The sequence below is a fragment of the Fulvivirga sp. M361 genome, assembly GCF_007097395.1.
GTDB lineage: Bacteria > Bacteroidota > Bacteroidia > Cytophagales > Cyclobacteriaceae > Fulvivirga.
In genome coordinates, this window is the sequence record NZ_VKDC01000014.1 from 20,711 (window position 1) to 42,731 (window position 22,021).

General features: G+C 42.8%; 13 protein-coding genes. 9 read left to right on the forward strand and 4 right to left on the reverse strand.

The annotated features are described in order from the left end of the window. Positions 1-54: 54 nt before the first annotated feature. The 3 genes from FNH22_RS16095 to FNH22_RS16105 form a co-directional block, all read right to left on the reverse strand. Complete coding sequence (locus tag FNH22_RS16095; protein WP_143399438.1) at positions 55-2,943, reverse strand: M1 family aminopeptidase; 2,889 nt, start codon at positions 2,941-2,943, stop codon at positions 55-57. 169 nt (positions 2,944-3,112) lie between these two features. Beyond that, a complete protein-coding gene (locus tag FNH22_RS16100) occupies positions 3,113-4,252 on the reverse strand; it encodes a helix-turn-helix domain-containing protein (RefSeq protein ID WP_143399439.1) in 1,140 nt (379 codons plus the stop codon). Between the two features lie 62 nt (positions 4,253-4,314). Then, entirely contained in the window at positions 4,315-5,664 is a 1,350-nt protein-coding gene (locus FNH22_RS16105) for an LA_2272 family surface repeat-containing protein (protein WP_143399440.1), read from the reverse strand. A gap of 556 nt (positions 5,665-6,220) precedes the next feature. Here FNH22_RS16105 and FNH22_RS16110 point away from each other — a divergent pair. From FNH22_RS16110 to FNH22_RS16145, 8 genes are all read left to right on the forward strand, one after another. Beyond that, positions 6,221-7,957 (forward strand): IPT/TIG domain-containing protein, encoded by a 1,737-nt coding sequence (locus FNH22_RS16110; RefSeq protein ID WP_143399441.1) that lies wholly within the window; start codon positions 6,221-6,223, stop codon positions 7,955-7,957. A 205-nt stretch (positions 7,958-8,162) separates the two neighbouring features. Then, on the forward strand, positions 8,163-8,492 hold the full coding sequence (locus tag FNH22_RS16115) for a PadR family transcriptional regulator (RefSeq protein WP_143399442.1): 330 nt from the start codon (positions 8,163-8,165) through the stop codon (positions 8,490-8,492). A 162-nt stretch (positions 8,493-8,654) separates the two neighbouring features. After that, entirely contained in the window at positions 8,655-11,273 is a 2,619-nt protein-coding gene (locus FNH22_RS16120) for an ABC transporter permease (protein ID WP_221420293.1), read from the forward strand. 6 nt (positions 11,274-11,279) lie between these two features. Then, complete coding sequence (locus FNH22_RS16125) at positions 11,280-13,940, forward strand: ABC transporter permease (RefSeq protein ID WP_143399443.1); 2,661 nt, start codon at positions 11,280-11,282, stop codon at positions 13,938-13,940. Beyond that, the gene (locus FNH22_RS16130) at positions 13,933-16,548 is read left to right on the forward strand and encodes an ABC transporter permease (RefSeq protein ID WP_143399444.1); all 2,616 of its coding nucleotides are present in this window, start codon (positions 13,933-13,935) and stop codon (positions 16,546-16,548) included. Before FNH22_RS16125 ends, FNH22_RS16130 begins: the two co-directional genes overlap by 8 nt. Then, positions 16,541-19,141, forward strand: coding sequence for an FtsX-like permease family protein (locus FNH22_RS16135; RefSeq protein WP_143399445.1), 2,601 nt, complete (start codon positions 16,541-16,543; stop codon positions 19,139-19,141). Before FNH22_RS16130 ends, FNH22_RS16135 begins: the two co-directional genes overlap by 8 nt. Before the next feature lie 134 nt (positions 19,142-19,275). Beyond that, complete coding sequence (locus tag FNH22_RS16140) at positions 19,276-20,295, forward strand: DUF4097 family beta strand repeat-containing protein (RefSeq protein ID WP_143399446.1); 1,020 nt, start codon at positions 19,276-19,278, stop codon at positions 20,293-20,295. Between the two features lie 282 nt (positions 20,296-20,577). Continuing rightward, complete coding sequence (locus FNH22_RS16145) at positions 20,578-20,973, forward strand: hypothetical protein (RefSeq protein WP_143399447.1); 396 nt, start codon at positions 20,578-20,580, stop codon at positions 20,971-20,973. A gap of 15 nt (positions 20,974-20,988) precedes the next feature. Here FNH22_RS16145 and FNH22_RS16150 read toward each other — a convergent pair whose 3' ends face one another. Next, a complete protein-coding gene (locus FNH22_RS16150) occupies positions 20,989-21,684 on the reverse strand; it encodes a hypothetical protein (RefSeq protein WP_143399448.1) in 696 nt (231 codons plus the stop codon). A 31-nt stretch (positions 21,685-21,715) separates the two neighbouring features. Between FNH22_RS16150 and FNH22_RS16155 the strand changes: the two genes are divergently transcribed. After that, positions 21,716-21,958, forward strand: a complete 243-nt coding sequence (locus FNH22_RS16155; protein ID WP_143399449.1) for a hypothetical protein — start codon at positions 21,716-21,718, stop codon at positions 21,956-21,958. Positions 21,959-22,021: the final 63 nt, after the last annotated feature.

Here is a 22,021-nt window from a genome sequence, read left to right on the forward strand (position 1 = left end):
GATTACCTGATTTTCAAGTAATGCCCCATAAGAGGTACATTTGATCCTAATGTTTCAGTTCAAGTTCTTTACATCTATGATCATATAAAACTGTTCTTCATTCACTTTAAAATCATCCGGGTTCATTTCCATACGCCGCCAATCGCTTACAGGGAATAAACGTGCTGTGTCTCCCTGAGTTGTCTTATATTCTACAGGCATCTTAAACTCTTTCATCTGTGTTGCCCAGCGGTAATTCAGATAACTTTTTCCCTCTATGTTCTCAAATACCAATTCCAGTCTGGGAATTTCAGCAGATCGCAAATATTGATTAAAAAACCAGGTATAGTCTGTTTCAGTCTTTCTGTTGACATATTCAACAATATCCTCGGTAGTGACCATTTTATATTGAAAGTCAGAGGGTATTCCTTTTAATATAGAAAACCACACACTGTCATTCTCGATTACATGGCGTAGCGTATTCAACATAAGGGCCCCCTTAAGGTATATATCGTTTATATCGTAGTGAATATGGTTTACACCAAATTTTCCAATCATTGGAGCTTTATTCTTCACCCCTGCTTTCATAGAATTGAGGTAAGTCTGAGCATTTTCATAACCATAGTGTTCTTCTATATACAGCGCTTCTGCATAGGTGGCAAATGCTTCATGTATCCATAACTCAGCATTATCGGTACAGCTCACACTATTACCCCACCATTCATGGGCCGTTTCGTGCAAAACGATCTGAAAATCTATTTGCCCGTTCTTCAAACCATCTTCCAACATTTCAAGGTCATAATCGTATGATTCACTGAAGTACTCATAGCCGAGGGAAACACAGCTTTGGTGCTCCATAGCATAGGGTGTTTCTACCAGTTTAAATCCATCACGAGGAAAAGGATACTTTCCAAAAAGCTCTTCGTAGGTCCTGAGCATGGGTTTTACTATTTCCACTTTTTTTCGGGCATTTTCAAGGTTATACTCCATCACATAGTAATCCAGATCCAGTGTACCGGTGGCATTCGCATATTGATCGGTAATATGCGCGTATCTACCTACGTTCAACGTTAAGTTGTAATTGTTAATGGGATAAGAAACAAACCAATCGTAACGGACTTTACCATGTTCAAGGGAAGTTTTGGACCTTAACCTTCCGTTCGACACAACATCCAGACCGTCCGGAACCGTAACACTTACAGCTGCACTATCCGGTTCATCAGAAAGGTGATCCTTGTTAGGCCACCATCCGCTGGCCCCATATCCCTGACAAATGGCCTGTAGCCAGGGGTTCTCCCGTTCATCTTCCAGCCAGAGAAAGGAGGCATACATAGGAATTTCCAGGTCAGCATCTACAGGATGACCGGAAAAATATACCAGAACCTCCTCGACAGACCTTTCCTGTAAAAGCTCAGGAAAACTAATATAGACTGCATTGAATTCACGTCCAAAGCTCAGTCTTTTCCCGCGATGAATAATACTGTCAATCTCCATACAGGAATAAAGGTCGACCTGTATCTTATCCACCGTATCCATTACTTTGAAACGGATAAGACTACTCCCTCTGATCACCTCTTCTTCAGGAAAAATTTCGACATCAAGATGATAAAATCCTACATCGAAACACGTGCGTAGTGGAGATAGAGCTCCCTGTAAGGTATCCAGTTTGGTAAAAATATAATTTTGCCCTGGCCTGTTGGTTTGCTGGTCCTTTCCAAACTGACCTTGTGTAAATACACCACGCTGCTGATCAAACGAATGCCAGAAAGAAGGATCATACAGGTCCTCCATAAACTGATTTACCTCCCACCAACTTCGATTCCGCGGAAGTATTTCAAGGGTATCCGGATGACCTATAGCGCTCTTTATCGAATCCGTTGAATATTGTAATGTAATGTCTACAGGAGAGTTTTCAAACCCTCTTTTTTTACTCGAGATCAGGAATTGTTTACTGGACTGAACCGCTTTAAGGTACCATTTACCCTCTGTCAATTCATAGTTGACTGATTCCTTCCAGTTCACTTCATTATAAGAAACACCGTATAATTTAGACGCAATTTTATAGCTAAGCCTGGCTTTCATTATTCTCAAGTGTTCGGGTGAGGGTTCAAAGTCCAGTTTCACAAACGCCTTTGTGCCCTCATCCAGGAAAATATGCCCAAACCAATACGTTTTTTTATTGGCTTTTTTGGGTTCTATACGAATGACATAGGTCCTTCGATCATTGATCAGGACCATCCGTTCAATTTCAAATTGATAATGGGGAAAAAAATCTTCTCCCAGGTCCTTGCGAGCACTGAACTGCTTAACGATGTCCCGATATTCCAACGTATAAAGACTATTTTCCCAATCAATCGTTTTTTTGAGCTTCCAGTCGTTGATTTCGGAAGGCTTCATTCTGACCTCTCTCAAATGGATCGAGTCCCCGGAAGGTATTTTTCTATCGCGAATTGCTTTTAACGAAGGTTTAAGAACGTCAAAAAACGCTTCCGTATACCTGACCGTTTTTGCGCCCATAAGCGATGACATCTTGTAATATCCTGAAAGCATATGAGCTGCAGTATCATAATTGTCAGGTATTCTGGCAAAAGCCTGTCTCAACAGTTCTACAGGATCTTCCGGTTTTACTATGACTTCGCTTAACTGCACAACATCCTGTTCGAGCATAATCACTGGTGCAGGTAGGTCTATGTTCTTCAACAGTATTCGCACCGGCTTATAGCCCAGGCAGGACAACTGCAATACTCCCGACCGGTACTGCTGAGGACAGCTCAAATTAAAATGGCCATATAGGTCTGATACAGCCCCAATGGAAGTACCTTCAATAAACACGTGAGCAAAAGGAACTCCTTCCAACGTCTGCCCGTCCAGGACCTTACCTGACAGATCAATGGATTGTCCCTGGGTTATCCGTATGGTATTGAACAAAAGCGTTGAAATTAAAATAACTGAAAGCAAGTTCATCCTTGTGCTCTTTTCATCAATTTCGAGCAAATGAGTACACTTCCTCACGTCTAATCTTCTCAAATCCTGATTTGAGAAGCATTTCAAAACGAATTTTGAGCATAAAAGTCCCTGGGTACAGTAACAACTTAGCTAAGAATAAGATATGGCCTGGTCAGACAGCAATGTATTATTTTGATTGATCAGACAGGTATTCGCGTGGTGACATACCTGTATAGTTCTTAAATGCACGTTGGAAAGTAGCCTGTGAATTAAACCCCGATTCGAAAGCTATACCAGAAATAGTAAGATGTCGATTTTCGAGGGACAGTAATTTTTTACTGACTTCACGCACACGATAGGCATTAATGAAATCGTTAAAATTTTGCTGTGAATATTGGTTCAGGGTTGCTGAGATCATTTTGGAACTGATCCCTGTATGTATCGCCAGTTTTTGTCTGTTCAATTCCGGATCAAGATAGAGCTTGTCATTTTCCATGGCATAGTGTAGTTGTGCCATTAATTTTTCAGCCCTGGAAGCCGAAATTGGATCCGACAAAAGTTTAGGTTCCTTTAAAAAGATCATTTTCGTTCGAAAGTACCCCACATACGCAATCCAATAGATAAATATGACAAGAATCAGTTCTATAGGATAATAATGTACATCATACGGCAAATCAAGCACCTTAGGTGCCAACAGGGTCAATAGCCAGGCCACCGCCAAAACTATCATGCAACGTAAGAAAACCCAGATCCACCGGTAGATCTCACGCTCTACTTCCTTGGAAACGCCAGATATCCCGCAAGTTGCCTTTGCCTTCTGATATAACCGGATGGAAAAGTAGAGATAGACAAAAAAGCTAACAATACTAACTAGTTCGGCATATGCATAGTAGAGGTGATCTAACCATTCCAGAGGCCCTCGATCTGAAATAAACTCAAAAACAATGACCAGATAAATACTAATAATAACAAGCCGAAAAGTAAATTGAAATAGCAGGGGAGCATAGAAAAACAGAGCTTCTTTCACAGAGAGTCTTTTTTCCGGATAAAGCAATGACCTGGTGTATAAATAGATACTCGGTCCCAGCGCATAGACCATGACGAAGGGGAAAAGATCAAAGAAAATAATGTAGTTCCCGATAAGCGAATTCCAATTAAAGGTTTCAAACCCATTGTAAGCCACAGCAAGCATGAAAACACCCAGAAATACTGCTCCCGGATGCTTTTTATTCGTCAACAGGATAATACTGAAAACCAACCCCTGTAATGCACCAAAGAGAATAAGAAGATTGATCCAGTTGAGATCAAGGTCCATATCAGTCATCATTACTTAAGATAGGAAGTTAAATCATTAACAGTCAAAGCTACGCCATTTTCAAGCCTCTGTATTCAGACCTGGATACCAAACGTATACCCCAGCCACATATCATACTTGAAATCGCTGCTTTTGTTTTGCAACAACAACATAGGAGGGCTAAGTCCAAAATCAGCATTTTCATAAAAATGACTGCTAAAACGCGCGGTAATATACAAATAACGGGCCCCAAACAGATTAAGCCTTCTGCCATAAGTTCCCTGAAAAGAGGTCACCACACTTAATGCTGCCTTGACCTGCTCTGACCGGTTGATATGCTGAATTCCCGCACCCCAGGATAAAAAGTGGGCACCATTCTGAGGGCCATTTTTTTTAGGGAACATGGTGTGTTTTATATACATCAATCGCTCAAATCGCCAACCAAGTGCCCAATAGCCATCTGTATTTTGTTTCGATGAAGGGTTATAGCTCACTATGATACTGTTTTGATTAAATTTTTGATAATCATCATTGATCGGCAAACCATATTGGGTATCAGAACAGTTTGAACAATTACCGCTTGATCTTTCCAGGTTAAACACAAACAGGTCATTATAGGAAAACCTGGTGAAATGACCTTTAGAACCAAAGTTCAGTATCCCGATAGGCACACCATTTTTAGTCGCTCTTTTCACTGGTTTAGTGCTAAAAAAGTTGAGTATTCCAATTTGAGTTCCTGACATTTCCCCGGCCATATTAATAAGCCCGATTTGGGTCCCGGCCATATTTTTTGATGTATTAAATACCCCTACCTGAAGGCTCCTGAAATGAGTTGGAGGATTTGTTCTTTTACCAGGCATTCGGAAGTTTTTATTCCAAAACCCTATTTGCATACCATGTAGAGCACCTTTCGTATGGTTCGCTAAAAGGGATATTTGCATTCCCGAAACCGAACTATTTGCAATATTGTAGAATCCGGCCAATTGAGTTCCCATCAAATGCTGATACACTGTATTTCCTATACCAGCCAGCTGTAGCCCCGTCATTGAACCATTGGATTGATTAAACCCACCTGTGAGTTGTATACCAGACACATCTCGTCTGACCAGGTTCACCAGACCAGCGATTTGTATGCCATGCATAAGCGGTTTATCCAGCTCATCTTTCATTCGTTCCCTTTCCTCGGAAAGCGTCAGGTTGATGAAACTATTTGATCCTACTACATTAGCTACGCCTGCTATTTGAATACCTGTATTAGATAATATACTCGTATTGGATATGCCTGCAATCTCCAAATGTCTGGAGCCGGCCGATATGCCCGCCAGAAGATTAATCGAAAACTTGTTGAAGTACCACCCGGTATGAATACCATTCGTACTGATACCCGGAACCAGTGAAAATTGTAAGCGCTTTTCTTTAAAACGCTTTTTCCTGATTTGGGCCATACCTGACACACAAATTGTAATACAAAGTATCAGAACCAAAATGGATGAACGAACAAGCTTTGGAGAAATCAAGAGAACATGCGGTCAATGAAAAGATGCATAGGGTTAACGTTCATTTATCTATGCATTGATATACTGATGAGTTTTTTTATAAAAACTATATTTTAGAAAAAGGAATGATGTACGAAATATACTTGAGCAAAGAATTCATCGTCAGCTGTTTATAGTTGGTTATGAGAGAGTTGCAAATATGTTATTAAATAAAGTGAAAGAAGTATATCAGCCGGCAGGATGAAATATCTTTTTTTGAGAATCACGATAGTAATAGCCTCGACGTAAATAGTGCATCGTTCTCTAACTATTTATAACATTTTATACAACCATTTAAGTACAAAGACGGTCTGGACAACTAGACCGCAATTGTGGTTTTAACAACTATGATCTTCATCAGGAATATCATAGTGTTACATCATGTATATCGTTAACTCAATTAGAATAAACCATTACGTACAGAGGCTTTGAACATTAGCCTGAAACACTTAACCCATCCAATAAAATGAAAAAACTCCCTCACCTCCCTATTATCCTCATACTTACTTCGTTACTTTTTTGGCAATGCGACACTGATGATAATACCGATGGCCCCGCGACACCATCCATAAACAGTTTTACTCCTGCTGAAGGGCCTATAGGTACATCGGTAACCATTAGTGGCGCTAACTTTTCAGGTAGTAGTAATGAAAATATAGTACGGTTTAATGGGACCGTCGCCACTGTAACTGCCGCCAGTAGGAATGAATTAACAGCAACAGTTCCTCCAATGGCCACTACCGGTGTTATCACCATAGAAACAGAAGGGCAAACTGCTACCAGTTCTTCGGACTTTATAGTAACATCTGAAGCAAAAAAGCCTGCCATCACCAGCTTTACTCCTACCTCAGGAGCTATTGGTACGGAGGTGACCATCAACGGAACAAATTTTTCGGATAACGTCAACGGAAATACGGTTCGATTCAATGAAAACATAGCCACTGTAACAGCCGTAAGCACCGATCAACTGACAGTAAAAGTCCCTCCTACCGCAACCACTGGAACGATTACCATAGAAACAGGAGGTCAAATAGTTACAAGCTCTTCGGAATTCACAGTAACGTCTGAGGTCAAAGCGCTCACCATTACCGATTTTACTCCTTCCACAGGAGCTGTTGGCACTATGGTGACCATCAACGGAACAAATTTTTCTGCTACTACCACTGAAAACATAGTAAAAGTCAACAACATACCTGCTACTGTGGTAATTGCTTCAACTACCCAACTTATCATACTAGTTCCCCAGAAAGCAACTACCGGACAAATTACTGTACAAGTAGGCGATCAAACTGTCAGTAGCACATTAGATTTTACTGTGCTGCAACAAATATGGACCCGGAAAGCTAATGTATGGGACGACTTATATGGTTTGTCCAACGCGGTAGGTTTTTCTATAAGTAATAAAGGGTATATCGGCACGGGTTTAAAAATAGGTAGCCTCCTGAATGGTTTTTGGGAATACGATCCAAGCAACAATTCCTGGAGCCAAAAAGCCGGCCTGGAAGGCGAAAGCAGGTATGATGCAGTAGGCTTTTCCATTGGTAACAAAGGATACATAGGAGCCGGAATTGATAAAGACGGTAATTATTTAACGGATTTTTGGGAATACAATCCTGTTTATAATACCTGGACTGAAAAAGCAGGGTTGAAAGGTGTGCTTGAGTGGGATGCCATAGGCTTTTCAATTGGGGATAAAGGCTACATTGGGACGGGATTCAATGGGCTTTATTCATCTGATTTTTGGGAGTATGACCCGGGTAATAATACATGGACTGAAAAGACTAAACTGGAAAGTCGAGGCTGGTGGGGCGCCGTAGGGTTTTCTATTGGCGATAAAGGCTATGTCGTGACGTATGATGATGAAGATAAGAATGCGTTGGCCGACGTCTGGGAGTATGATCCTAAAACGGATAAATGGACTGAAAAAGCAGGGTTCGATGGAGGGGTACGAAACGATGCAGTAACTTTTTCGATAGGGGGTAAAGGTTATGTTGGAACAGGTTCTGATGAAGATAGTAATACGTTAGGTGATTTCTGGGAGTATGATCCTAAAGTGGATAAATGGACCAAAAAGACAGATTTTGAAGGAGACACCCGATACAGTGCGGTAAGTTTTTCCATAGGCGACAAAGGATACATCAGCACAGGAATCGGAACTGGCATTTTTAGCCATAAAGACCTTTGGGAGTATACACCTGAATGACATAACCTGTGAGTTGCAAATGATGACCGTATGACCTACTTAGTAATACGGTCATTTGCCTTTGATATTCCAGGCAAACCACTCGTTTAACTAAGCGGAACAATAAGATGAGGTAATATTGAAGTCTTTATTAAAACTACAATTAAGTTAAAAATAATAGCTTCTTGAATTTATATTAACTACATTTAAGTTAAATAAGTAAGATATGAGTAAACATCACCTGGGGGAATTTGAAGAAATTGTTATGCTGACAGTAGCCGTACTGCATGATGAAGCCTACGGAATAGCCATTATAGATGAGATGGAACAGCGTCTGAACAGGAAAGTGAGTATAGGCGCATTGCAAACAGTCTTGAGAAGGTTAGAAAAAAAAGGCTACCTGTCTTCCCGGTTCGGCGAAGCTACCAAGGTACGTGGAGGTAAACGTAAGCGTTATTTCACACTCACTTCCTATGGCAAGAAGGTATTGGCAGAAGTGAAAGAACAACGCATAGGACTGTGGAACGCAATACCCAAGTTTGTTTTGGGCGAATAATTTCAATGCATTGGAAAGAGAATAAGTTGTTGTAGTTATTCAAAGCCCAACGCTACGCTTAAAACAGCCTCATTCTCAAATCCATAAGCACCAGAATACCTCTTTAGAGGTAAAAGGGTGCAGAGGTCGATAAACACTGAGTGCAAATGGCATCTGAAAATCATGAAAGAAGATAAAAACAAGCCACCCAACTGGCCCCTGCGCTTCTTCCAATGGTACTGCCATCCGGATTACCGGGAAGATATTGAAGGGGACCTGGTGGAGATGTTTAAAAACAGAACGGAAGAAAAAGGAGTGCAACAAGCTAAGTGGGGATTTACAAAAGATGTACTCAGGCTTTTCAGGCCTGGAATTATCAGGCCACTTGAAGGATATGAAAATTTAAACCACTATGGTATGATCAAAAGTTATTTTACAATCGGATGGAGAAACCTTATGCACAACAAGGGTTATTCGCTCATAAACATAGGAGGGCTCGCACTTGGTATTGCCACAACCCTGCTCATTGGCTTGTGGGTATTTGATGAATTATCCTACGACAAACACTATGCGAATTACAACCGTATCGCAGGGGTGCTTCAGCATAACACTGTTGACGGTACTATTGAAACCTGGTCCAGTCAGTCTTTTCAACTTGGCCCGGAACTTCGCAGTAACTACGGAAATTATTTCGAACATGTAGTGATGTCGTCCTTTCCGGTGAGTTCCATTCTATCACATGACGAGAAAACATTCGTGGCAACCGGTGATTTCATGGAACCTGAAGCGCCGGAATTACTATCACTTGAAATGCTGCACGGGACACGCGACGGCTTACAAGACCCCACATCCATATTACTTTCATCTTCCACAGCGAAGAAATTTTTTGGTGATAATGATCCGATTGGTGAAATGCTAAAAATAGATAACATTACTGACCTGAAGATAACGGGTGTATATAAAGATCTTCCTGAAAATGACAGCTTCAAAAGTGAGTTGTTCTTTATAGCACACCTGGATGTATGGATCAAACGGAGTAACAGATACCTGGGATGGGGAAATAACTGGCTCCAGGTATTTGTAAAGATCGCAGAAAACGTAAACATGGAGCAGGCATCTAAGGCGATAAGGGATGCCAAAATAAAGAATTTAGGTGAACAGGAATTTGGAGCAGGTTTTGACCCAAAACTTTTCCTGCATCCTATGGGTAAATGGCACCTATATTCACATTTCGAAAACGGGATCAATATCGGAGGACACATTGACCTTGTCCGGCGTTTTGGAATCATTGGCGTTTTCGTACTGTTGCTGGCCTGCATCAATTTCATAAACCTAAGCACAGCACGTTCCCAAAGGCGTGCTAAAGAGGTCGGTGTCCGTAAGGTCATTGGGTCCGCCAGAAGGCAGCTCATAGGTCAGTTCCTCAGCGAATCACTGCTAGTGGTTTTTATGGCCTTTGCTTTAGGTATTTTGTTAGCCTGGCTTTTCTTACCCATATTCAATGAAATTGCAAATAAGCATATCAGCATTTTCTGGACAAGTCCCTCTTTTTGGCTATTAATCATTGCCTCTCTCTTTTTGGTAGTCATCATTTCCAGCAGTTACCCGGCATTTTATTTATCATCCTTCAAGCCTATCAAGGCACTGAAGGGGACTTTCAGGCTTGGGCGTGGCTACTCCGTTCCACGTAAAATGCTGGTAATTGTGCAATTCACTGTGTCTATTATTCTTATTATTGGCACAGGTATAGTCTATCAGCAAATTCAGTTCGCCAAAAACCGGCCCATTGGATACGACTTGAATGGGTTACTTACTATCCCGATAAAAACTCCTGAGGTTAAAAAGAACTACAAGGCACTGCGACACGACCTGCTCGGGAGTGGTCTCATTTCAGAAGTATCTACTTCTGAAACCACTGTAACCAATTTATGGTGGTCCGATAACGGATTTCAATGGAAAGGTAAAGACCCGGACATGCAGGACCACCTATACCGAGGTGCCGTTAGCTATGAATTTGGCAGAACGGTTGGCTGGAAAATAAAGGAAGGAAGAGATTTTTCCAGGGACTTCCTTTCAGATTCTTCTGCGATGATACTTAACGAAACTGCTGTAAGGTATATGGGTTTGGAAAATCCGGTAGGAGAAAATATCCGGGCATATGGAAGAAATTATACTGTTATAGGAGTAGTGGAAGATATGCTGACACAATCACTATATGAGCCTAGCAAACAAACTTTTTTTATGCTGGACCCATTCAACAGGGCAAATTTTATTAATGTAAAGATCAATCCGAAATCAAGCGCAAGTAAAGCTTTAGAGGAACTGAATACCCTTTTTGTAAAACACAATCCGGAAACGCCTTTCGAGTACACCTTTGCAGATGATGAATTTGCAGAGAAATTCTCTTTTGAGGAGCGTATCGGAAAACTGGTGGGCATCTTCGCTATACTGGCCATTGTCATCAGCTGCTTAGGTTTATTTGGTCTTGCCTCTTTTATGGCTGAGCAACGCACCAAAGAAATTGGCATTAGAAAAGTGATAGGAGCCTCAGTATTCAGCCTTTGGAGCATGCTGTCAAAAGATTTTGTATCGCTTGTCACCTTATCTGCTGTGATCTCTATGCCCATCGCCTATTACCTTATGAACGGCTGGCTTCAGGAATATGAATATCGAACAGAGATCACCTGGTGGATCTTTGCTGCGTCCGGTGCAGGGGCACTGGCGATCACTTTATTTACGGTTAGCCATCAATCGATCAAAGCGGCTTTGGCCAACCCTATAAAAAGCTTAAGATCAGAGTAAAACTGTATGAAAAAGCATTTATCTCCGCCAAAACTTCCTCTTCGCTTCTTCCGCTGGTATTGCCACCCGGATTACAGGGAGGATATTGAAGGTGATCTGATGGAGCGGCTTGAAAGAAATACAGCAGAAAAAGATATACGCTCGGCCAGGTGGATGTTTATAAAGGACGTTGTCCGGCTTTTCAGGCCCGGAATTATAAGGTCCTTATCAGGAAGTCAAAAACTCAACACTTACGATATGTTCAAAAATTACTATAAAGTAGGGATAAGGAATATTCTCAAATACAAAACATTTTCATTTATCAACATTTTTGACCTTGCCGTGGCCCTATCAGTGTGTATGCTGATCATTTTAATGTTGGCCGATCAAACAGGTTATGATCGGTTTCATGTAAAAAAGGACCGGATATACCGTGTGTTGATGCATCCTGCCTCTCATAGCAATCCTTATGCAACAGCCCCTGTCCCAATCTCTGATGCAATGAAACAACAGTATCCTATCATCGAAGACGCTACCTGCCTGCGTAGAGGGCTGGGTGGAGATGCTGTTTATAACAACAAAGCCGTTGAAGTAAAAGGCTACTTTGCGGATGTCTCCTTTTTTAACCTGTTCAGCTATGCATTAGAAAAAGGCGACGCATCCACTGCATTTGACAAGCCCAATTCGATTGTAATTGCGAAAGGCCAGGCCCGGAAACTGTTTGGAGAAGAGGACCCGATAGGTAAATCTATAGATCTGACTGACCGCGGGATAGACTTTTTCAGTGATGAATCTAAAGAGGCCATCGACTGGGGCACATATACGGTGACCGGTGTATTGGCGGATAATGACCACAGATCACATCTCGAATTTGATGTATTAGTTTCTTCGTCTTCTTTGGAGCTCCTATACAAAGAGGGTAAAATAAGTGACCTTTCCAATGACTGGTCTAACCATTACCAGGCATATGTTTATTTACTTCTGAAAGAAAGCTCAACCGAAAAGGACTTAGAGGCTTCTTTGGCTCAGCTTGCTTCCAAACAATACAGCGATGATGAAAGGCTTAAAGGCTCTGAACTGATCCCTCAGCAGCTAACTAAGATCACACCGGGGCCAGCGCTTGGCAATGCACCTACCACCCGGCTGCCACTGTTTGTTTATTACATTCTGTCTGCATTGGCCTTAACGATTATGGTTTTTGCCTGTCTCAATTATTCAAACCTGTCTATCGCCAGGGCAGTCACACGCACCAAAGAGATCGGGGTACGAAAAGTAAATGGTGCCAGGCGAAAGGACCTGATCTTCCAGTTCCTTAGTGAATCTATTATTACGGCATTGCTGGCATTCATATTGGCTTGTATTTTATTGAATTTTGTGAAATCGGCGTTTTTAGGACTTTGGATAAACAATTATTTAAGTTTTGATCTTAGCTCAAATCTGACTGTTTATCTCATTTCACTGGGTTTTGCCTTACTGATCGGTGTTTTGGCGGGTGCTTTTCCAGCGCTACATTTATCAGGCTTTAAGCCGGTCAGGGTCTTAAAAAACCTAAAAACAGGCAGAGGTCGATTAGGAACACGAAAGGTACTGACCATTGCTCAGTTTGTGATCTCACTTTTGTTCATTATCACTTCCATTGTGGTGTTTAAACAGTTCAGGCATTTTATGCAGCATGAGTATGGTTTCAATGCGGGTAATGTCATGAACGTAAACCTTCGAAGCAACGATTTCAGATCGGTAAAAGCTGCTTTGAGCAGTGTTCCGGGAGTTTCTGATGTGGCAGGAAGCGCCTACCTGCCGGCCACAGGGCGAAACGACAATATTGTCCTGAAAGCCGATGGTACGGAGGACAAACAAAAAGCCATCTACGTCAGCGTAGATGAAAACTTTATCAATGTTTTGGACATTGATCTGATAGCAGGCCAGAAACTATACCCTACCGCTACAGACACCAATCCCTTCATTATGGTAAATGAGGCGATGACCAGGGCATTTGGCTATGATAGTCCCAAAGACATAATAGGCGAATCGTTTGAAACCTTGGACGGACAGTTATTGAAAGTTACAGGTGTTGTGGAAGATTTCACTTTCCATCTACTGATCAATGGCCGCCCGATCGGGCCTGTGGTTATGAGAAATGAACCTGAAAAATTCAAGTTTGCCAGCTTAAAGATTGCCCCTGGAAATACGAATGACATTATTACTGCTATTGAGAAAAAATGGAAAACAGTAGACCCTGTTCATCCTTTGGAGTATGAATATTATGAAGATCGGCTGGCCAATAATAATCAAGGGATATTTGATGTTGTTTCTATCATTGGATTTATCGCTTTCCTTGCCATTTCTATTGCTTGTTTGGGACTGTTAGGTATAGCTATCTATACTACTGAAAGACGTACAAAGGAAGTAGGAATAAGAAAAGTATTTGGGGCGAGCAGCATTAAGCTGGCGCTACTACTTTCTAAAGAATTTTTCATCATACTGGTTATTTCCATCTCGATTGCAGCGCCGTTAAGCCATTACCTGAACAGCCTGTGGTTAAATTTTCTTGTCACGAAAATTGAGCTTGGGTATGGCACTGTTTTCCTTGGATCAATGCTTTTACTCGTTCTTGGTTTGATGACCATAGGCCCTCAGACTTTCAGAATAGCCAACGGTAATCCTGTGAATTCGTTGAAAAATGAGTAAAAACACAAGACTACCCAAACTGCCTCTCCGTTTCTTCCGCTGGTACTGCCACCCGGATTACCGGGAGGATATTGAAGGGGATCTGACAGAGCGATTTGAAAAAAGGACAGAAGAAAAGGGTAAGCATGCGGCAAAGTTGAGATTCACAAAAGAGGTTATCCAGCTTTTCCGACCCGGGATCATTCGGTCTTTGGACGGGGGCAAACAACTAAATCATTACGGTATGTTTAAAAACTATTTAAAAATTGCTTTTCGCAACATAAGCAAGCAACGTATTCCAAGCCTGTTAAATATTATTGGATTATCACTGGGAATAGCCAGCAGTTTATTGATCGTCCTACACTTAAAGCAGGAATTAAGCTATGAAAAAAGCTTCCCTCAAGCTGACCATATCTATCGTATTTCCAATATGGAATGGGCCAATTATTCACCGCCTTTAAAAGGCTTTTTACAGAGTCATCTACCGGAAGCAAAACTCGTTAGCCAGATTGCACCTTTCGGGTCTGATGAAATCATTCGTACTGAGTTGTATAAAGCGGAAGTGCCTAGCGGATATTATGCAGACGCCGAATTTTTTAAGATGTTCAACCTGAAATTTATCTATGGAAAACCAACTGATGCACTCCAGGCACCTTTTAAGGTTATACTTACCCGGAAAGTGGCTACGCAGTTCTTCGGTGACAAAGACCCTGTGGGAGATGTAGTGATTTTTAATGATAAGTGGGACTATGAAGTCATAGGAGTAGTGGAAGACCTACCCAAAAATTCTCATCTCAAAATAGATTACTTCGTGACGATGCCTACGTTTTACAAACATGTGGACGAGTCATGGACTTCCAATCGTCAATGGATGGTTACCTATAATTTTGCCTTGTTCGATGATCACACGGATATCGATAAGGCACATACCAAATTACGCGATCTGACTTATGATTATTTCCCCGAGGCTACTCAAGAGGAAATTGATGATCATCAGGGACATTTGGTAATGTATCCTATCCGGGACATTCACCTCCACTCTCAAAGAGAACAGGAAATGAGTGTCAATAGTGACATTAGCCTGGTCTATATTTTTTCTGCCCTGGCCATGTTCATCATTCTTATCGCCTGTGTAAACTTTATTAACGTTTTCACTACTCAGGCCATTAAAAGAACAAAGGAAATCGGCGTACGGAAAGTACTTGGCGCAAGGAGGGTACAACTCGTCGTCCAGTTTTTAGGAGAGGCTTTTCTTATGACCTTCCTCGCAGCCGGGTTGGCCATAGTACTTACACTTTTGTCTTTAGAGAGTTATAATAAACTGATCGAAATACCATTGAGTTTTAGCGATCTCTGGACAGTAGAACACCTACAGGTCCTGGGAGCTCTGGTAGTAACAGTAGGCTTACTCTCTGGAACCTATCCCGCCTTTTATATCTCACAACAACGGATACAGTCGACACTTAAGTCGCAAAAAGCGCCCGGATCAGCGAGCTCTTTCCTTCGGAAAAGCCTGGTTGTATTTCAATTTGCCATTTCCATTACGATGATGGTGGGTACGGCCGTAGTTTATCTGCAAATGAAATATATTCAAGAGAAAGACCTGGGGTTTGATAAAGAACAAGTAATCGGCATTAAGTTTTATGGAGAATTTAGAAAGCACGTAGAACAAAACTGGGAATCTTTCTGTCATGAGCTGAAACAGCACCCGGCAATTGTCAAGGTAGCCCGCGCTTCAGACCTGGCAGGCGACCGGTTGAGTGCAGAATCGGTGGTACCGGAAGGTATCGATCCGGACTGGGAAGACTTTTCCTCTGTGCGTGTTATGCGTATAGACGAAAACTACCTGGAAGCAATGGGTATTGAACTTTTAGAGGGGCGTGACTTCATAGCTACAAAGGATACATCCGCCGCATTCATTTTAAACCGGCAAGCCATAGACGTACTTCACTTATCCAACCCTGTAGGGCAGGTACTGCAAAATAATACACGGCAGCGTAAGGGTAAAGTAGTAGGCGTTATAGACGATTTTCACTTTGCCGCACTACACCAGGAAATTGAGCCACTGGTACTTTCCTACAACCCGTATTGGGCAAGGAGGCTTGTAATAAAATTGAAAGGAAACGACCCGCAGAAAGCATTAGACTTTCTCGAAAGCAAGGTAAAAACGGCCGTTCCGGGAACACTCTTTGATTATATATTCCTGGATGATAAGCTGGACCGCCTGTATAAGGCAGAAAACAATATGCACAAAGTGGTGAATATTTTTTCACTATTAGCCATTCTCATCTCTTGTCTAGGCCTTTTTGGCTTATCCGCCTACACCGCTGAAGTTCGCACGAAAGAAATAGGGATCCGCAAAGTACTGGGCGCAAAAAGCATGAATATTATATCCATAATGACCATGGATTTCACCAAAATGATACTGATCGCTATCATCATCGCCTTACCCATGAGTTATTTCATTGCTGTCCACTGGCTTGATGATTTCGCTTTCCGGATAGGGTTGTCATGGTGGATCTTTGCCGGTGTAGGTGTACTAACGCTGATGATCGCCTGGCTAACGATGAGTTTTCAAACGGTAAAGCTGGCCAATACAAACCCGGTAGAAACACTCCGAAATGAGTAAAAAACACACTCCTCCCAAACTGTTCCTGGATTTTTTCCGATGGTTCTGCCACCGTGACTACCTGGAAGATCTTGAGGGTGATCTCATGGAGCGATTTGAACGAAGAGCCAAGGAAAAGAATGTGAGAAAAGCACGCCGGGGCTTTTCGAAAGATGTTATCCAGCTTTTCAGACCAGGAATTATCAAATCATTATCCGGCACTCAAAAACTAACTACTTACGACATGTTACATCACCACGCGTTGCTCACGCTGAGAAATTTCAAACGATACAAAAATTCCTTTCTTATTAACCTCACCGGGCTGTCCACAGGGCTGGCCTGCTTCTTTCTTATCTCTCTCTATGTGCACGATGAACTTATCATTGATAAATTCCATGAAAACGATGACCAATTGTACCAGGTCATGAATAACCTGCATCAGAGTGCAGGAATAACCACCGGCTCTCAGACCCCCGCTCCTTTGGGCAAGGCGTTGGCCGAAGAAATTCCGGAAATAAAACTATCGGCAAGTGTAATACCGGTTGGGTTTAACAATGATTATGGGCTGGTATCAGCCGGGGATAACTATATCAAGGCGGCTGAGCAATATGTAACTAAGGATTATTTCAAATTATTTAGCTATAAAATACTGGAAGGCACCAGTGCTGATATTGTATCACGAAAAGAGGGGGTAGCCATTTCCGAAGCCCTGGCCATAAAACTTTTTAATACTTCTAATGGCTTGGTGGGTAAAGATCTGAAATGGGCTAAAGAAGATTTTTCCGGTGAGTTCGTGATCACAGGTATCTTTGAAACACCTCCAAAGAACTCTACAGTACAATTTGACCTTGTGTTCAACCTGGAGCTATTTCTGGACCAGGCACCCTATCTCAGAAAATGGTGGAATAGCGACCCTGAGACGTATGTGAGGTTGGAAAACAATGCTGATCCGGTATATGTCAACAGTAAGATAGAAAAATTCCTGCATACAAAGGTCCGAAACTCAGCAAGTACGTTGTTTCTCCAACGGTATTCTGAACGTTACTTAAATAGCCGTTATGAAAATGGGCAGGTAGCCGGTGGCAGGTCACAATATATCCGTTTATTGTCCGTGACAGCCATACTTATCCTGATCATAGCCTGCATAAACTTCATTAATTTATCCACAGCCAAAGCTTCAAGAAGGCTGAAAGAAATAGGTATAAAAAAAGCTATCGGAGCGAGTCGGCGCATGATGATGTTCCAATTTCTCAGTGAATCTTTTTTCATGACATTGATTGCCCTGATCCTGGCATTGACCATGGTAGTGATTGCCTTACCTCACTTTAATGTTATTACAGGAAAAGAGCTGATCTTTCAATTGGACCAGTGGACGGTTCTTACACTCTCCATCGCCACATTCTTCACTGCCTTATTATCCGGGATCTATCCGGCTTTTTACCTGTCAGGATTAAATGCCATAAGCACGTTAAAAGGAATTTTCCCTGTACAGTTAAGTAAAGGACACTCACGCAAAGGGTTGGTCGTATTCCAGTTTAGCATCTCGATCATGTTGATCCTTTCAGTAATTGTAGTTTATCAGCAGATAACATACATCCAGTCCAAAAACCTGGGATACAGTCGGGAGAATGTTTTATACATCAGTAATGACGGGGCATTAAATGAGCAGCAGGAATCCTTCCGGAGCAGGTTGAAAAACATACCCGGTGTGGTAAATACGACCTCCTTTTATCATGACCTTGTGGGTGATTATGGAAGAACGGGAGGAGTATCCTGGAAAGGAAAAGATCCGGACGTAATTATGAGCTTTGTTAACCTGGAAGTGGGATATGATTTTGTTGAAACACTCTCTATCGAAATGGCTGAAGGGCGTTCATATTCACACGATTTTCAAGATCAAAAAGGGAAGATCATGTTTAATGAAGCAGCCATAGATGTCATGGGAATGGAAGATCCTGTTGGAAAAAAGATCATATTATGGGGTGAAGAAAGGGAAATCATAGGCGTTGTCAGGGATTTTCATTTAGAATCGCTCTATGAGACGATCAAACCATGCTTTTTACAACTGGTCCCCAAGGCGAACAAAACACTATTTAAAATTCAACCGGAAACAAAAACATCAACCATCCGTCAGGTACAAACACTTTACCAGGAGTTTAACCCCGACTTCCCTTTTGAATACAAGTACCTGGAAGATGACTACCGGGACTTATATGCCCCCGAAAAACAAACAGAAGTACTTTCCCGGTATTTCTGTGGTATCGCCATTATCATTTCTTGCCTGGGCCTTTTCGGGTTGGTAGCATTCATCACTGAAAAAAGGCTGAAGGAGATTGGTATCCGAAAAATATTGGGCTCAGGTACAACACGGATCGTTTATTTACTTTCCAGTGATTTTGGTAAGATGGTTTTAATAGCTATTATCATTGCTTTACCGGTCAGCTACCTTCTCACCAAAAATTGGTTAGATAGTTTTGCCTACCGAATTTCATTGGAATGGTGGTTTTTCGCCGGATCAGGACTAGTTGCAGTGTTAGTGGCATGGGGCACCGTAGCTGTGCAAACCATTAAAGCTGCCAATATTAATCCTGTGGAATGCCTGAAGGATGAATAAAAATAAAACCTTAACCCAGGTCTGTAGCTAATGTGAAAAATATTTTAAGACAGATGCAACCCGGAATTGATTTGTAACATCTAGGACATGAAAATACATCCTAAAACCATCAATCAAAACTCAAAATACAGATCATGCATAAATATTTACTTACCGCTACTTTACTCTGCCTGGGTTTCTTACTATTTCCGTCCGTTTATGGCAGCGTATTACAAGACACATTGGAGCTCAAAAGGGTCGATAACAGCGAAAACAAAGTTCTCTTTTATCGTGTCTATGCTGCGAAGACGACCATGGAACTCAGTAAGCAAGATATCAGTAAACTAAGCATGAGCACCGGGGCCGGCAGAGTAATTGTAAAAGGAACGGACAGCGACGTCATACAGGTGGAAGCCGAAATAGTATTATCAGCCAAAAACATAGACAGAGCAGCCAATATCATTCAAAAGTTTATGGTGTTGTCATTGGAAAAAGAAGGAGGCCGGGCCAGTTTAAAAAGTCACTTTGACTTTCATCAACGCAGTGATTTTGCCGAAGCCTTCAACCCTAATGGTTTTTTCAGCGCACCCGTTAGAAAAATAGACCTGGTGGTAAAAGTGCCAAAGGAAATGGCATTGAGCATAAGCGATCGCTCGGGTGATTTATCTATCGAAGACATGGAAAGCAATCTAGCTGTGACAGACCGGTCAGGAAATATAAAAATTAAGAATGTGCAGGGCGACCTGAAACTTGATGATTCATCTGGTGATATTAAACTTCAGGATCTTAATAAAAACGGTAATACCAATGCAGTCATAAGCATTAATGACCGTTCCGGGGTCATACACCTCGATCATGTAAATGGCAATATCAAATTGTCAGATCGTTCCGGAGATGTAGCTATTAAAAATACAAAAGGCAATATACAGTTAGGTGACGCTTCGGGAAATCTCGACATTCAAAAAATTGATGGGGATTTAAAGCTGGTAGATGCTTCGGGTGATATTAAAGCCAGGGACATCACCGGTAACATAACCCTTGATGACAATTCAGGAGGAATATACGTGAGTAATGTGGCGAAAGATATACATGTCTATAGCGCCGGCACGGGCGATCTCAAGATCAGAAATTATGATGGTAAGCTATCAGGAGATCTGAAGCGGCTGTATAAGTAACGTGAGTTTTGGGTTGAGACCTATCTTAAAATGTATCATAATAAACCAATAAACGTCTTTGCGAGGCTTTTGGGTAGATCTTAGCGTTGAAAAGCCGCGGCAATCTCCTCAAACAAGGGGACTGCCACGCCTTTTCCAACCCTTTTGCCTATAAAAAGGCTCGCAGTGACGATAGGTAGTTGTTTTTGACGTTGTTATACCCAAAAGTAGGGCAAAGCGCTGATAGCTTGGAACAACTGGTGGCTAGGTACAGGTGACCGGGTGTCAGATAAAAATGGTCGCTTGCTTCTCCTGACAGGGACAGCCATGGCGTTATCTTCTTCAGGACGCCACACTTTTTTGCTTCTCATACGTTATAAACCAAATAATATTCTGTCCAGGGTAGTTACGACCTTTTCCGGGGAAATAAAATTCTTCCCAGGGAGCTTTATACCCTTTCCGGGGAGGGACGTCACCCTTCCGGGGAGCTATATTAAGTCTTCCGGGGTAACTTTTCCTCCTTCCGGGGAGGGACATCACCCTTCCGGGAGGCTATACGAACCTTTCCGGGCAGTTTTTTCTCTTTCAGGAATGGCCTGCTTCCCTTCCAGGGGCGTTTTACTGCCCTTCTGGGCCGGTGTAGCCACTATCTTTCCTGCCCGGAGGCGCTGGCTGCGTCGCCAGGCAGAAAAATTGTAGCATGGTGAGCCTGAACTATCGCCAGTAGTTGCTGGCGTAGGCCCTGGCCCGGCCATCCTTCCGGAATATGTACCGGCCGGTGACGCGCACTTCGTCTACGGCAGCTTTCAGGTGCGTGTAGGCACGGTCACGCAGCACTTTGGCGGCGGAGTCGTCGAACCGCTCACCGTTGGCCTGGGCCAGGAGGGCCGCCATTTGGTCGGCCTGTTCGGCGGCTTGCGTCAGGCGGGTCACATCAAAGTGGATGGCCTCGAGCTCTTGGGTGCCGGCCTCGCCTAATGCGGCCAGGTCGCTGAGGTCCTGTACCATGTCATGATGGCCCGTGCCGTCAGTGATCTCGCTCACACGGCCCAGTAAGTCGGCACGGCGGCGAAAGGCAAAGCGGAAGGTGGCCAGCAGGTCGTTACGTTCCTCATAGGCCAGGGGTGACAGCCTATTCCACTCCTTGCGGGCTTCTTCCTGGCTGTAGCGTGTCTTTACCCACTGTGACTGGGCATGGCGCAGAGCCCCGGCCCTTACCGGCAGGTCTTCGCCGTAGGTTTCCCAGTCCAGGCCCACGGCAGTAAGGGCCTCTTTGTCTTCGGAAGCGATCACGCTAAGGTTTTCGGCTTCCTGGAGGTACACGTCTACGGGGAGGTCAGGCACACGCACCTCTTCGGAAGGCAGGGCTTCCAGTAAAGGCAGCTTGGCCTCGTAGTTTTCTTTTGACATAACTTGTTTTTTTTAATGAAACATAAAATACATGAAGTCGCTTCAGCGGCAGGGTGCAGGCCGTGAACCCGGAGATAACCGTACGGTGACCGGTGGACCTCCCTGGGCGGAAGCAACATTTCGGCCGGGAAAATACCGGGGCCCGTCAATTTTTACAAAATCTCACAGGCTAAAACACCCCCTATACATCACCCAGGTGCGTAAAAAAGGAAAAAACCATGGCTTGCCCGGTGGGCATTCGCGGACGTATTCGGCAGGTTTATCCCATCGCTAAAAGGCCTCCCGTAGCTGTAAAACTTTGCGTCTTAGCGCCTTTGCGGCACACCATTCACCCCCT

Coding starts and splice junctions, on each gene's coding strand:
- FNH22_RS16115 (WP_143399442.1), top strand. CDS start 8,163: ATGAGTAAACATCACCTGGGGGAATTTGAAGAAATTGTTATGCTGACA.
- FNH22_RS16125 (WP_143399443.1), top strand. CDS start 11,280: ATGAAAAAGCATTTATCTCCGCCAAAACTTCCTCTTCGCTTCTTCCGC.
- FNH22_RS16100 (WP_143399439.1), bottom strand. CDS start 4,252: ATGATGACTGATATGGACCTTGATCTCAACTGGATCAATCTTCTTATT.
- FNH22_RS16140 (WP_143399446.1), top strand. CDS start 19,276: ATGCATAAATATTTACTTACCGCTACTTTACTCTGCCTGGGTTTCTTA.
- FNH22_RS16135 (WP_143399445.1), top strand. CDS start 16,541: ATGAGTAAAAAACACACTCCTCCCAAACTGTTCCTGGATTTTTTCCGA.
- FNH22_RS16095 (WP_143399438.1), bottom strand. CDS start 2,943: ATGAACTTGCTTTCAGTTATTTTAATTTCAACGCTTTTGTTCAATACC.
- FNH22_RS16105 (WP_143399440.1), bottom strand. CDS start 5,664: ATGGCCCAAATCAGGAAAAAGCGTTTTAAAGAAAAGCGCTTACAATTT.
- FNH22_RS16155 (WP_143399449.1), top strand. CDS start 21,716: ATGAAGTCGCTTCAGCGGCAGGGTGCAGGCCGTGAACCCGGAGATAAC.
- FNH22_RS16150 (WP_143399448.1), bottom strand. CDS start 21,684: ATGTCAAAAGAAAACTACGAGGCCAAGCTGCCTTTACTGGAAGCCCTG.
- FNH22_RS16120 (WP_221420293.1), top strand. CDS start 8,655: ATGAAAGAAGATAAAAACAAGCCACCCAACTGGCCCCTGCGCTTCTTC.
- FNH22_RS16110 (WP_143399441.1), top strand. CDS start 6,221: ATGAAAAAACTCCCTCACCTCCCTATTATCCTCATACTTACTTCGTTA.
- FNH22_RS16130 (WP_143399444.1), top strand. CDS start 13,933: ATGAGTAAAAACACAAGACTACCCAAACTGCCTCTCCGTTTCTTCCGC.